The 12126-nt window shown below is 65.2% G+C and carries 14 protein-coding genes and 1 pseudogene; 9 read left to right on the forward strand and 6 right to left on the reverse strand.

All coding sequences use genetic code 11. The features are described from left to right. The first annotated feature begins 90 nt into the window (after positions 1-90). From ACIGJD_RS02405 to ACIGJD_RS02425, 5 genes are all read left to right on the forward strand, one after another. Positions 91-1386 (forward strand): ABC transporter substrate-binding protein, encoded by a 1296-nt coding sequence (locus tag ACIGJD_RS02405; RefSeq protein ID WP_483688136.1) that lies wholly within the window; start codon positions 91-93, stop codon positions 1384-1386. A 7-nt stretch (positions 1387-1393) separates the two neighbouring features. Continuing rightward, positions 1394-2431 carry a carbohydrate ABC transporter permease gene (locus ACIGJD_RS02410; RefSeq protein ID WP_483688137.1) on the forward strand — a complete coding sequence of 346 codons (1038 nt, stop codon included), beginning with the start codon at positions 1394-1396 and terminating at the stop codon, positions 2429-2431. Then, positions 2428-3327: a carbohydrate ABC transporter permease gene (locus ACIGJD_RS02415; RefSeq protein WP_483688138.1), complete on the forward strand. Its 900-nt coding sequence runs from the start codon at positions 2428-2430 to the stop codon at positions 3325-3327. Before ACIGJD_RS02410 ends, ACIGJD_RS02415 begins: the two co-directional genes overlap by 4 nt. Continuing rightward, positions 3324-3572, forward strand: coding sequence for a hypothetical protein (locus tag ACIGJD_RS02420; protein ID WP_142131326.1), 249 nt, complete (start codon positions 3324-3326; stop codon positions 3570-3572). Before ACIGJD_RS02415 ends, ACIGJD_RS02420 begins: the two co-directional genes overlap by 4 nt. A gap of 151 nt (positions 3573-3723) precedes the next feature. After that, on the forward strand, positions 3724-4779 hold the full coding sequence (locus ACIGJD_RS02425) for a LacI family DNA-binding transcriptional regulator (protein WP_483688139.1): 1056 nt from the start codon (positions 3724-3726) through the stop codon (positions 4777-4779). 14 nt (positions 4780-4793) lie between these two features. Here the strand turns inward: ACIGJD_RS02425 and ACIGJD_RS02430 are convergent, their stop codons facing one another. Further along, on the reverse strand, positions 4794-5684 hold the full coding sequence (locus ACIGJD_RS02430) for a DUF8083 family protein (protein ID WP_483688140.1): 891 nt from the start codon (positions 5682-5684) through the stop codon (positions 4794-4796). A 34-nt stretch (positions 5685-5718) separates the two neighbouring features. Then, entirely contained in the window at positions 5719-6525 is an 807-nt protein-coding gene (locus tag ACIGJD_RS02435; RefSeq protein ID WP_286401434.1) for an exodeoxyribonuclease III, read from the reverse strand. A 160-nt stretch (positions 6526-6685) separates the two neighbouring features. On the opposite strand from ACIGJD_RS02435, the gene ACIGJD_RS02440 reads away from it, so the two are divergent. The 4 genes from ACIGJD_RS02440 (at position 6686) to ACIGJD_RS02455 (ending at position 10340) form a co-directional block, all read left to right on the forward strand. After that, complete coding sequence (locus ACIGJD_RS02440) at positions 6686-7792, forward strand: enoyl-CoA hydratase/isomerase family protein (protein WP_483688141.1); 1107 nt, start codon at positions 6686-6688, stop codon at positions 7790-7792. 34 nt (positions 7793-7826) lie between these two features. Further along, on the forward strand, positions 7827-8786 hold the full coding sequence (gene mmsB / locus ACIGJD_RS02445) for a 3-hydroxyisobutyrate dehydrogenase (protein ID WP_483689409.1): 960 nt from the start codon (positions 7827-7829) through the stop codon (positions 8784-8786). Continuing rightward, the gene (locus tag ACIGJD_RS02450; RefSeq protein WP_483688142.1) at positions 8783-9559 is read left to right on the forward strand and encodes an enoyl-CoA hydratase; all 777 of its coding nucleotides are present in this window, start codon (positions 8783-8785) and stop codon (positions 9557-9559) included. The genes mmsB and ACIGJD_RS02450 overlap by 4 nt, the downstream gene beginning before the upstream one ends. Positions 9560-9668: 109 nt before the next feature. Beyond that, on the forward strand, positions 9669-10340 hold the full coding sequence (locus ACIGJD_RS02455; RefSeq protein ID WP_483688143.1) for a DedA family protein: 672 nt from the start codon (positions 9669-9671) through the stop codon (positions 10338-10340). A 39-nt stretch (positions 10341-10379) separates the two neighbouring features. On the opposite strand, the gene ACIGJD_RS02460 is transcribed toward ACIGJD_RS02455, so the two are convergent. From ACIGJD_RS02460 to ACIGJD_RS02475, 4 genes and pseudogenes are all read right to left on the reverse strand, one after another. Continuing rightward, positions 10380-11162, reverse strand: coding sequence for a MerR family transcriptional regulator (locus ACIGJD_RS02460; protein ID WP_483688144.1), 783 nt, complete (start codon positions 11160-11162; stop codon positions 10380-10382). 66 nt (positions 11163-11228) lie between these two features. After that, positions 11229-11564 carry a hypothetical protein gene (locus tag ACIGJD_RS02465; protein ID WP_483688145.1) on the reverse strand — a complete coding sequence of 112 codons (336 nt, stop codon included), beginning with the start codon at positions 11562-11564 and terminating at the stop codon, positions 11229-11231. A 141-nt stretch (positions 11565-11705) separates the two neighbouring features. After that, positions 11706-11909, reverse strand: a complete 204-nt coding sequence (locus tag ACIGJD_RS02470) for a cold-shock protein (protein ID WP_009357211.1) — start codon at positions 11907-11909, stop codon at positions 11706-11708. Positions 11910-12041: 132 nt separating this feature from the next. Beyond that, a pseudogene (locus tag ACIGJD_RS02475) lies at positions 12042-12125 on the reverse strand (DNA-binding response regulator); the annotation flags it as partial. Position 12126: the final 1 nt, after the last annotated feature.

Genomic DNA, 12126 nt, shown 5'->3' on the forward strand with positions numbered 1-12126 from the left:
GTACCTTACTAGTGTGACAGTCACCACATCAACCTCACCTAGCAAGCGCACTGTCGACTTACTTGTCACTCAGCGAGGAGCTTCAAGCTAATGAAAACCCCGAGATTCCTGCTTCCGGCTGCCACGGCCGGCATCCTGGCCCTTACGTTGTCCGCCTGCGGCGGCGGAGGTGGAGGGGGCTCTACAGGCGGTAGCGGTGGCGGCGGTGACGCTGGCGCCAACCTGGACGGCCGTGGCCCCATCACCTACGTACAGGGCAAGGACAACAGCAATGTGGTCCGCCCCCTGGTCGATAAGTGGAATGCCGCCCACCCGAATGAGAAGGTCACCTTCAAGGAGCAGACGGACCAGGCCGACCAGCAGCACGATGACCTCGTCCAGCATTTCCAGGCCAAGCAGTCCGACTACGACGTTGTGGATGTGGACGTTGTCTGGACCGCTGAATTCGCGGCCAAGGGCTGGCTGCAGCCGCTGAAGGACAAGATGGCGATCGACACCAGCGCCATGCTCAAGCCGACAGTGGAGAGCGCAACCTACAAGGGCACCCTGTACGCGGCCCCGCAGACCTCTGACGGCGGCATCCTGTACTACCGGAAGGACCTGGTTCCCACCCCGCCCAAGACCTGGGACGAGATGATGAGCATGTGCTCCATCGCGAAGCAGAACAACATCGGCTGCTACGCGGGCCAGTTCAGCAAGTATGAGGGCCTCACGGTAAACGCTTCCGAGGCCATCAACTCGGCCGGCGGCTCGGTCCTCAACAAGGACGGCAAGCCGGACCTGAACACCCCCGAGGCCAAGGCCGGCCTGGGGAACCTCGCAAAGGCCTACGCGGATGGCAACATCCCCAAGGAAGCCATCACCTACAAGGAAGAGGACAGCCGCCAGGCATTCCAGAGCGGCAAGCTCCTTTTCCTGCGCAACTGGCCGTACGCCTTCAACCTGATCACCACTGAAGGCTCCTCCGCCGTGAAGGACAAGACGGGGCTGGCTGCGCTCCCCGGCAAGGATGGACCCGGTGCATCCTCACTGGGCGGCCACAACCTGGCTACCAGCGTGTACTCCAAGAACAAGGCCACTGCGCTGGACTTCATGAAGTTCATGACCTCGGAGGAAACTGAGAAATTCTACGCTACCCAGGGTTCGCTGGCTCCGGTTCTCGGATCGCTGTATGACGACAAGGAACTCGTTGCCAAGCTGCCCTACCTGCCGGTTCTGAAGACGTCCATCGAGAACGCCGTTCCGCGTCCTGTGACGCCTTTCTACCCGGCTGTCACCAAGGCAATTCAAGACAATGCCTACTCCGCTATCAAGGGAGAAAAGACAGTGGATAACGCACTCTCCGACATGCAGAAGTCCATCGAATCCGCCGGTGCGGGATCGTAGTTCTGCCATGGCAACCGAACTAGGCCCGACGCCGGTTAAGTCACCGGCGTCGGGCGGGACCCCCGTCCGTCATGCGCCCAAGGGCGTGGGGGAGGACAACAGGATTGCAAGCCAGGGGCGCTGGGCGTCCTGGCTGCTTGCCCCCACCATCATCGCCCTGGGCATCGTGATCGTTTACCCGATCATCAGTGCCATCGTCATGTCCTTCCAGAAGGACGCCGGCCTGGATCCAGCCACCGGGCTCTTCACTGCAGGTGGTCCGGCCGGCATCCAGAACTACGTCAACTGGCTTGCGCAGCAGTGTGCGGCCCCGGACGGCGGGACGGTCGCTTGCCCGCCCGGCACCTTGGGCGGCCAGTTCTGGTCTGCCACGGCCACCACGTTCTTCTTCACGGTGGTGACGGTGGCTTTCGAAACTGTTCTGGGTTTCTGGATGGCCATGATCATGGCCCGTGAGTTCCGTGGCCGCAGCCTGGTCCGCGCAGCTGTCCTGGTGCCGTGGGCCATCCCCACTGCCGTGACGGCCAAGCTCTGGTTCTTCATCTTCGCCTTCGAGGGCATCGCCAACAAGCTGTTCAACACCACCATCCTGTGGACGGGCAGTGAGTGGCCGGCCAAGTGGGCCGTCGTCATCGCGGACGTTTGGAAGACCACTCCGTTCATGGCATTGCTGATCCTTGCAGGCCTGCAGATGATTCCGGCGGACGTCTACGAAGCAGCAAAAGTGGACGGGGCCACTGCTTGGCAGCGGTTCCGGCTGATCACCCTGCCGCTGGTGAAACCGGCACTGATGGTGGCAATCCTCTTCAGGACACTGGACGCGCTGCGTATGTTCGACCTGCCCTACATCCTGACCGGCGGCGCGAACAACACCACCACGCTGTCCATCCTGGTGATCAACCAAATCAGGCAGGGCTTCAACTCCGCAGCCGCGCTGTCCACCATCACATTCATCATCATCTTCCTCGTCGCCTTCATCTTCGTCCGCTTCCTTGGGGCGAACGTCGTTGAGCAGAGCGGCGCCACCGGAAAGGGGAAGAAATGACCACGGCAACAGCAGATGCCTCGGCGCTCCGGGCCCAACAGGACAAAGGCCGCAAGGCCGCCCAGAACCGCGAAAAGTGGGCCCACGGGCGTACGTACCTAAGCGCCGCCATCATCCTGCTCTGGTGCCTGGCGCCGGCGTACTGGATGGTGGTCACTGCATTCCGCGAAGTGGGCTTCACCTACGACACGTCGATCCTGCCCACCCACGTGACGCTGGACAACTTCAAGACCGCCTTCGACACATCGTTCGGCAACCGGTTCGGCCAGGCACTGCTGAACAGTGTCTTCATCGGCGGCGTCGTGACGCTGGTGTCCCTGCTCATTGGCGTGTTCGCGGCCTACGCACTGGCCCGGCTGAACTTCAAGGGCAAGTTCCTTGTGCTCGGCTTCATCCTGGGCGCTTCCATGTTCCCCGGTGTTGCCCTGATCACCCCGCTGTTCCAGCTGTTCACCAACATCGGCTGGATGGGAACGTACCAGGCGCTGATCATCCCGAACATCTCCTTCGTGCTCCCGCTGACGGTCTACACCATGACATCGTTCTTCCGCGAGATGCCATGGGAACTGGAGGAATCCGCACGTGTTGACGGTTGCACCCAGGGACAGGCCTTCCGTAAGGTCATCATGCCCCTGGCCGCACCGGCAATCTTCACCACGGCAATCCTGGCGTTCATTTCATCGTGGAATGAATTCCTGATTGCCAGCCAGCTGTCCAGCGACGCAACCCAGCCGGTGACAGTGGCCATCGCCAACTTCGCCGGGGCACAGCCCAACCAGATCCCATACACGGCCATCATGGCCGCGGGCACCATCGTCACCATTCCGCTGGTGATCCTGGTGCTGGTCTTCCAGCGCAAGATTGTCGCCGGCCTCACGGCAGGTGCAGTCAAGTGACGAATAACGGTTCCCGTCCCCGCACTCCGGGGGCGGGAAACCGCAGCCGGCTGGTCCGCTCCGGCGAGGACTTCGACATCATCATCGGCTTCCTTGGGTTCTGGGCACTGGTCCTGCTGGTGGTCACCGTGTGGATGGAAGTTACTGCCCAGCCGGCCCTTGGGTGGGCGCTGGGCCTGCTGGCAACTCTGCTGGCGCTGTACGGCATGGTGCGGCTGCGCAGGAAACTGCCGGCCCGCAGGTAGGCACTGATGCGTATGCCCGCCTTCGCGGCAACTGTGTGGAGTCGCGCTGTCTAGATTTTCACTGTCCGCCCGGGGATGGAAAAATACGGGGCCGGGGGTAAACGCGGGGCCGGACGGCCTTACGCCGCAAAGGAGTCAAAGAGGGGACACGGTGGCACGGACAACGGAAAGGTCCCAGCGGGGCGGCCATAACGGCGTCAGCATCGAGGACGTGGCGGCGGCCGCCGGAGTCTCCACCGCCACGGTGTCCCGCGCAGTCAGAGGGCTGCCCAGGGTTTCGCCGGCCACCCGCGAGAAGATTCTCGAGGTGGCCGGGAACCTGGGCTACGTTGCATCCTCATCGGCTTCCGGCCTGGCGACAGGGCGGACCAGGACAATCGGAGTGCTGGCCCCGTTCGTAAGCCGTTGGTTCTTCTCAAAAGCCATTGAGGGTGCAGACCGCGAACTGCATGCCCGCAACTACAACTTGTCCCTTTTCAACCTCGGCGGCCACGGCAGCAACCGGGAGCGGCTTTTCAGCAAGACCATGGTCTACAAGCAGATCGACGCTCTCCTGGTCTTGTGTATGGCGCTTAGCCATGACGAACTGGACCATCTCCAGAAAATCGACATCCCACTCATCGTCGTCGGCGGCCACGTCGAGGAGTGCTCGTACATCGGAATCGACGACTACGGAGCCGCCTCAACGGCCGTGCGGCACCTGATCGACCTCGGCCATAAGAAGATCGCCCTGCTTCACGGCGACGACGAGACCGACCTTAACTTCGACGTTCCCCGGGTGCGCATCCTGGCGTTCAAGGACGTCATGGCGGCAGCCGGTCTGCCCACGCGCCCGGAATGGGACGAATGGGGCGACTTCACCGTACGCAGCGGCCAGGAAGCCCTGCGCCGGCTTTGGTCGCGGGAGGGGGATAAGCCGACCGCAATTTTCTGCGCTTCTGATGAGATGGCCATGGGCGTCATCTTCGAAGCCAACCGCCTTGGGATCAGGGTGCCGGAGGAACTCTCCGTGGTGGGCATCGACAACCACGACTTTGCTGAACCCATGGGCCTCACCACGGTGGGGCAGCGGCCGGACGAGCAGGCCGAACTGGCCACCAAGATGCTTCTCGACGAACTGGATGGCCAGGCAGGAGCTGTCCGCTCCGCCGTCGCACCCCATGAGCTGATTGTCCGGCGCACCACGGCGCCGCCTCAGAACCTCTAAAAGCCAGGAAGCCTTTACGAGGCGCGGGCCAGTTGCCGGATGGGAATCCAGCGCGAGGCAAGCCGCCGGTAGGCCGCTGCAGCACCGGTCATGTCACCCTCCGCCAGGCACTCGATGCCCAGCCTGATATCCATGGGGGACTCGTCCGGGTAGACCTTGTCCGCCACGGCGCCGTAGTCCAGCTCCACCATGGAGTTCACGTGGAACAGTTCCAGCCATTCCGTCAGCTGCGCCAGGTCGTCAAGCATGTCCAGGTCCGGGGCGGCGAGGGCCAGGTTGGCCACGGCATAGCGGGCCCGCTCCAGGGCATCGGTGATGGACACCCAGACACGAACGGTGAGGATCCGCCCGCCGGCTTCCACCACGTCCTTGCGGTCGGATTCGGCGAACAGCGAGAACCAGCTGAACGGGATACCCCAGGTGGAAGCCCGCGTGTGCACCCGGACGGAACCGTCCCTGGCTTTCACCAGGTCGATCCGCTCCTGGTGCCGGTCCCGCTGCTCCTCCGGAATCAGCAGCTCGGCCAGCGGGCCGTGGATGCCTTCCATCAAGGCGTTGGCTGCCAGTCCGGCGCGCAGGACCAGCTGGCTGGGGCAATACAGCAGGACGGGCTCAGAGCCGGCGTCAGCACCGTCGTCGGCCGTTCCGCCTTCCGATGCCGGCGCTGTGGTGACGCGTACAAGGTCGGTGCGCCCGGTGGGGAAGGGATCGCCGCCGGCGCGGGTGATGCGTCCCAGCGAGGCCAGCAGTTCAGCGTTTTCGACGGCGGCGCGGGAGACTGCCTGCGCTCCGGCCGCCTGGATGGCCGGGCGTTGTTCCTCCGGAAAGGCTTCCAGGGGTTCGTAGACGCGCAGGGTGGAGGAGAAAGGCAGGCCTGTCTGGCCCCGGTAGAGGTTTCCCGTCATTGCGGTCTCCTTGCATGGGTCCAGGCCATGGTCATCAATCCGCCAGTTCCACCAGCACGGGCGCGTGGTCGGAAGCGCCCTTGCCCTTGCGTTCCTCGCGATCGATCGAGGCGCCGGTGACGCGCGCGGCCAGGGCGGGGGAGGCCAGGACGAAGTCGATCCGCATGCCTTCCTTTTTCGGGAACCGCAGCTGGGTGTAGTCCCAGTAGGTGTAGACGCCGGGGCCGGGGGTGTAGGGGCGCACTACGTCCGTGTAGCCGGCGGTTTCGAACGCGTGGAATGCCTCCCGCTCGGGCGGGCTGACGTGCGTGGACCGGTTGTTGATGAACAGGTCAATGTCCCAGACGTCCTCGTCGAAGGGGGCGATGTTCCAGTCGCCCATCAGTGCCACCTGCGCCTGGGGGTTGTCCGTGACCAGGGCCTGGGCGTGCGTCTTGAGGCTTTCCAGCCACTTCAACTTGTACGGCATGTGCTCATCGTCGAGGGAGCGGCCATTGGGGACGTACAGGCTCCAGATCCGCACGCCTGCGCAGGTGGCAGCCATAGCCCGTGCCTCCTGGACCGGGTCCTTGCCGGCCTTGCCAAACGAGGGCTGGTCCAGGAACGTCCGCTCGACGTCCTCCAGTCCCACCCGGGAGGCGATGGCCACGCCGTTCCACTGGTTCACCCCAAAGTGGGCCACCTCGTAACCCATCCGCTCAAAGAGTTCCCAGGGGAAGTTGTCGTCCTTGCATTTGGTCTCCTGGATGGCCAGGACGTCGCAGTCGCTGCGCTGCAACCACGCTTCAACGCGGTCGGCGCGGGCACGGAGCGAGTTCACATTCCAGGTAGCTATCTTCACGGTTCCTAACTTACCTTGGCAGCCGCACGCCGGGTAAAGCCAGAGGCGGCCCCGCCCCTGGTGCCCCAAGGTTGGTTACGGACCGGAAGGGGCGGGTATATTCGCAAGCAGAATGACCTGGATCACTCACCGGGCCACCATGCGAAGGAGCACCCAGCCGATGACCGCAGCCACGGGGAACACAACGGACAGCACGACAGGCGGCGGAGGTGCGGACGTACTTTTTGAGCTCCGCGGCAGGCTGGGCTTGGCCACCCTCAACCGGCCCCGCGCGGTCAACGCCCTGACGGCGGACATGGTGGACCTGCTGCTGAGGCAGCTCACCAAGTGGGCGGGGGACGACGGCGTGGCCGCCGTCCTGGTGCAGGGCGCCGGGGAGCGGGGCCTGTGCGCGGGCGGAGACATCGTGGCCATTTACCAGGACATGCTGCACGGCGGAAGCGCGACGGCGGGTTTCTGGCAAACCGAGTACCGCCTGAACTCGCTGATCTCCAGGTACCCCAAGCCGTACATCGCGCTGATGGACGGACTGGTGCTTGGCGGCGGGGTGGGCGTTTCGGCGCACGGGAACGTCCGGGTGGTCACCGAGCGGACCAGGATGGGGATGCCGGAAACCACTATTGGGTTTGCGCCCGACGTCGGCGGGACCTTCCTGCTCTCGCGCGCACCGGGCGAAACGGGAACCCACGCCGCCCTCACGGGCGCACACCTGGGCGCCGCGGATGCCCTGTTCCTGGGCCTTGCAGACCATTATGTTCCGTCATCCGCGCTGCCCCGCCTGCCGGCGGCGCTGGAAACCGAAAGCCCGGAGGACGCCGTCGCCCGTTACGCTGAGCAGGCCCCTGCCTCGGTGCTGGCAGGGCAGCGGGAGTGGATTGATGCCTGCTATGACTCCGACGATGCGGGGGAAATTGTCGCCCGCCTTCGCGCCTGGACCGGGCCCGGGCACGAAGACGCCGCAGCGGCTGCGGACACCATCGAAGCCAAGTCGCCGACGTCGGTGAAAGTCACCCTGGCATCCTTGCGCCGCGCTTCAAACCTGACCCTGGATGAAGCGCTGGCCCAGGAGTACCGGGCAGGACTCCGCTTCCTGCAGGGGCCGGATTTCCGCGAGGGAATCCGCGCGCAGGTGGTGGACAAGGACAGGAACCCGCAATGGAAACCGGCAACCCTTGCCGAGGTGCTTCCCCAGGATGTGGATCGGTTTTTCCAGCCGCTGGACGGCGGGGAACTGGACCTGCAGGTGAAGGACGCCGGCCGTGCCTGACACATTCCGCGTTGCCTTCCTGGGACTGGGGCACATGGGCGGCCCGATGGCCGTGAACCTGGCCCGCGCCGGCTACCGGGTGGCAGGTTTCGACGTCGTTCCGGAGGCACGTGAAGCGGCACAGGCGCAAGGTGTCCCCGTGGCGGGTTCCGCCGTCGACGCCCTGGCCGGCGCCGACGTGGTGTTGACGATGTTCCCCAGCGGCAGGCATGTCCTGGACGCCTACACGGGCGCCAGCGGGGAGCCCGGTCTGCTGGAAGCAGCCCGCCCGGGAACCATGTTCCTGGACTGCTCCACCATCAACGTCGATGAGGCCCGCGAAGGTGCCCGCCTGGCCATCGAGGCAGGCCACCGGTCCGTTGACGCCCCGGTTTCCGGCGGCGTGGTGGGTGCCGAGGCCGGCACCCTGACCTTCATGGCGGGCGGAGTCGACGCGGACTTCGAGGCCGTGCGGCCGCTCCTGGAGGTCATGGGCAAGCGGGTGGTGCACTGCGGCAGCCACGGCGCCGGCCAGGCTGCCAAGATCTGCAACAACCTGATCCTGGGCGTCTCCATGATTGCGGTGAGCGAGGCCTTCGTCCTGGGCGAAAAGCTGGGCCTGACCCATCAGGCGTTGTTCGACGTCGCCTCCGCCGCCTCCGGCCAGTGCTGGGCGCTGACCACCAACTGCCCGGTGCCGGGACCGGTTCCCGCCAGCCCTGCCAACCGGGACTACCAGCCGGGGTTTGCATCTGCACTGATGGCAAAGGACCTGAACCTCGCGGTCAACGCCCTCAACGGCACGGGGGTGGCGGGGGAGATGGGAGCCCTCGCCGCCCACATCTACGATAGGTTTGCGGCGGAGGGCGGCGCGGGCCGTGACTTTTCCGCCATCATCACGGAGATCCGCCGGGCGTCCGGCAAGCCTGGCCGGAACGCGGCAAGTGGGGAGCCTCCCGGGGAGTCGCCCGGCAAGCACGGTACAACAGCACACGACGACGGGAGTCCCGAATGACGGAGTACGCCAACATCCTGGTGGAGCAGCAGGGCAGGGTAGGGCTGGTGACGCTCAACAGGCCCTCCGCGCTGAACGCGCTGAACAAGGCCACCATGGAAGAGCTGGTGGCAGCCGTCACCGCCATGGATTCCGATCCCGGCGTGGGGGCGGTGGTGATCACGGGCTCGGGCAAGGCGTTCGCGGCAGGAGCCGACATCAAGGAGATGGCGGACCAGGGCTACATGGACATGTACCTGGCGGACTGGTTCCGGGGTTGGGAGGACTTCGCCCGGCTGCGAATCCCCACGATCGCTGCTGTGTCCGGCTTTGCCCTGGGCGGCGGCTGCGAACTGGCCATGATGTGCCACCTCATCATCGCCGGCGACAACGCGAAGTTCGGCCAGCCGGAAATCAACCTTGGCGTCCTCCCTGGCATGGGCGGGTCGCAGCGCCTCACCCGGGCCGTAGGCAAGGCCAAGGCGATGGACATGATCCTCACCGGCAGGTTTATCGACGCGGACGAAGCGGACCGGTGCGGGCTGGTTTCGCGTGTGGTTCCGGCAGCGGACGTGGTGTCCGAGGCGCTGGCGGCGGCCGAGGTGATAGCCGGCAAATCCAAGCCAGCTGCTATGGCCGCTGTGGAAGCGGTCAACGCGGCCTTCGAAACCGGCCTGGCCCAAGGCGTCCAGTTCGAACGGCGGCTCTTCCATTCCCTGTTCGCCACCGAGGACCAAAAGGAAGGCATGGCAGCGTTCACCGAGAAGCGCCAGCCGGAGTTCAAGCACCGGTAATGCACATGCCCCGCCTACCCGGATAAAGCGTGCGACGACGGGAAGCCCCGTAAGGTAGGCATGACGGGCCAGCACGCGGCCATGGCATGCAGCGGAACGGGACAGACGTATGTGGACAATCATGACCGGTGCAGCCAGCCCCACCGAGGGGCTCACGGGAATTGTGGGCTTTGCGGCGAGGGCGATTGATGCGCTGGGGGAGTGGGGTGTTGGTGCCTTCACGCTCGCCGAGACGGTGCTGCCGCCCATTCCCAGCGAGGTGATACTCCCGCTGGCGGGCTACCTTGCCAAGCAGGGTTCCCTGAACCTCTTCCTCGTCTTCGGCACCAGCACCCTCGGCGCGTACCTGGGGGCATTGTTGCTCTACTGGCTGGGCGCCAAGCTGGGCCTGGAGCGGTCCATCCGGTGGTTGTCCAAGCTGCCGCTGGTGGACCGGGAAGACTTTGAACGCGCGGCAGGCTGGTTCCGGCGCCACGGCAGGTCCTCCATTTTCTTTGGCCGCCTGCTGCCCGGGGTGCGCAGCCTCATTTCCCTGCCTGCGGGAGCAGCGGCCATGCCCGTGGGAACCTTCAGCCTCTTTACCCTCGCGGGCAGTGGGCTCTGGAACGGCGCCCTCATCGGACTGGGCTACCTGCTGGGAACCCAGTACCGGCTCATTGAGGAGTACTCGCACTACCTGAACTACGCCGTGTACGCCGCGCTCGCCGTTGCCGTGGTCCTGCTCGTCATCCGGCGGACCAAACGGGCGAAGAGCCAGGCGGGCGCCGGACGAGCGGGCTGAAACCAAGCACTGACCCAACGTCCCGCGTCCCCCCGGTCTTTACAGGGACGAGTCGACGTAAGCGTGCAGCGCTGCCTGCACGAAGCGTGCTCCCTGCTCTCCTCCGTAGTTGGCGGCGAAGCGCGGGTCCGCCACGTACATGTCAGCCAACCCGAGCACGTACTTACGAAGGTCTCCGTTGCCGGCAGCAGGCGTACCGGGGATGGACTTCAGCCAGGCAAGGTGCCGCCGTGCCAGATCGTGGGCGTCCGCTCCGTCCGGCGCTGCTCCCGCCGCGGCGGCCGCCGTCCAGTCCCGGCCCAGTTCCTCCGCCGCGGACTTCCACTCCCGCTTTTCCGCTGCAAACATGCCACGCCACCACGCATCTGACCTTGCGTAGGCGTCCTTGCCCCAGCGCTCCTCGACCTCATCCTTGTACTTGCTGTGATCGAAGCCCTCGAACATTTTCTCTGCCACCAGTTGGCCTCCTGCCCTCACTGTTTCAATGGTCTGCCGCACCGACTCTGCCTGCAGGGCCAGCCGGCGCTGCTCCTGGCCCAGCCAATCGAGATGCCGGGTGAGCGCCGCAACGGGGTCGGCGTGGCGGTGGAAGACCTCCTGGATGGCGGGCAGGCCCAGGCCCAGCCCGCGCAGCAAAAGGATGCGCTGCAGCTGGAGGAGCGCGGTGCCGTCGTAATAGCGGTAACCGTTGCTGCCCACCCGGCTGGGTTTCAGCAGGCCGATGTCGTCATAGTGTCTCAGCGTGCGGCTGGTGGTACCGGCAATCCTGGCCACCTCCTGGATGGACCAGTCCCTGCCCGCGCGTCCTGGTGGTTCTTCCATGCTTCGAGCCTAGGGTTTGACGCTGCGTCAAGGTCAACCGCCGGTCGATGGCAGCCGCCAGCGGGATTACTTGGCGTGCCGGTCCCGGGGCCTGCGGTGCCGGGCCTGGGCCACCAGCCGCGTGAACGCGAAAATAAAGACCGCTTCGAACAACAGCATCAGGCCCATGAGCAGCCACTGCTGCCGGGCAATGAAGACGATGCATCCCGTCAGGGCAAGGATGGTGCCCAGGGCGAGCGCGTAGATGGCGAACCCGACGGCCACCCGGGCGCTGCGCACGCCGGTCCGGAATCCGAAGCCGTGAGGCTCCCCGCCGGGCTGGCCAGGGACGCGGTCAGGTATAGCGGGCCCCAGGGAATCGAACTCCTCCCACGGATCCCTGTCCTGGTCCTGTCCGGTCATGGGTCAATTATCCCAAAACCGGAACCGCAGGGCGCCGCCGCGCAGGGAGGGGGCAGCGTCGACAAAAACAGCGGCCTCTCCACCTTGTGGTGGAGAGGCCGCTGGATGGGGTCCGCGGCTAATGCCGGAGGCCGCCGAAGACTAAAGCGGGCGGATGTTCTCTGCCTGCGGGCCCTTGGGGCCCTGGGTCACATCGAATTCGACCTTCTGGTTCTCGTCCAGTGAGCGGTAGCCGCTGGTGGCGATTGCCGAGTAGTGGGCGAAAACGTCAGCGGACCCGTCATCGGGGGCAATGAAGCCAAAACCCTTTTCGGCGTTGAACCATTTAACTGTGCCTGTTGCCATGGCTGCATTCCTTCATGTGACTCTGATTCTCTCCCCGGGGATCGTCCCGGAGTGCGCGGGAGTTAATCCCCCACTGTCCCCAAACGTACGGGGCGCAAGGCCGTGGTGCAAGGGTAACCGCGAGAAAGCCCGTCAGCGCATGCCCTCGCGGCAGATCGCGGTGGCAATAGCGGCGGCTCGTGTATCCACTCCGAGCTTGGCGTAGATGTGCGCCAGA

The sequence above is a fragment of the Arthrobacter sp. E1SS-5 genome (genome assembly GCF_057073715.1).

Excerpts from the sequence above, each read along its gene's own strand:
- ACIGJD_RS02440 (WP_483688141.1), top strand. The coding sequence starts at position 6,686 with ATGACCGCAGCCACGGGGAACACAACGGACAGCACGACAGGCGGCGGA.
- ACIGJD_RS02415 (WP_483688138.1), top strand. The coding sequence starts at position 2,428 with ATGACCACGGCAACAGCAGATGCCTCGGCGCTCCGGGCCCAACAGGAC.
- mmsB (WP_483689409.1), top strand. The coding sequence starts at position 7,827 with ATGGGCGGCCCGATGGCCGTGAACCTGGCCCGCGCCGGCTACCGGGTG.
- ACIGJD_RS02470 (WP_009357211.1), bottom strand. The coding sequence starts at position 11,909 with ATGGCAACAGGCACAGTTAAATGGTTCAACGCCGAAAAGGGTTTTGGC.
- ACIGJD_RS02465 (WP_483688145.1), bottom strand. The coding sequence starts at position 11,564 with ATGACCGGACAGGACCAGGACAGGGATCCGTGGGAGGAGTTCGATTCC.
- ACIGJD_RS02430 (WP_483688140.1), bottom strand. The coding sequence starts at position 5,684 with ATGACGGGAAACCTCTACCGGGGCCAGACAGGCCTGCCTTTCTCCTCC.
- ACIGJD_RS02455 (WP_483688143.1), top strand. The coding sequence starts at position 9,669 with ATGTGGACAATCATGACCGGTGCAGCCAGCCCCACCGAGGGGCTCACG.
- ACIGJD_RS02460 (WP_483688144.1), bottom strand. The coding sequence starts at position 11,162 with ATGGAAGAACCACCAGGACGCGCGGGCAGGGACTGGTCCATCCAGGAG.
- ACIGJD_RS02450 (WP_483688142.1), top strand. The coding sequence starts at position 8,783 with ATGACGGAGTACGCCAACATCCTGGTGGAGCAGCAGGGCAGGGTAGGG.
- ACIGJD_RS02405 (WP_483688136.1), top strand. The coding sequence starts at position 91 with ATGAAAACCCCGAGATTCCTGCTTCCGGCTGCCACGGCCGGCATCCTG.
- ACIGJD_RS02410 (WP_483688137.1), top strand. The coding sequence starts at position 1,394 with ATGGCAACCGAACTAGGCCCGACGCCGGTTAAGTCACCGGCGTCGGGC.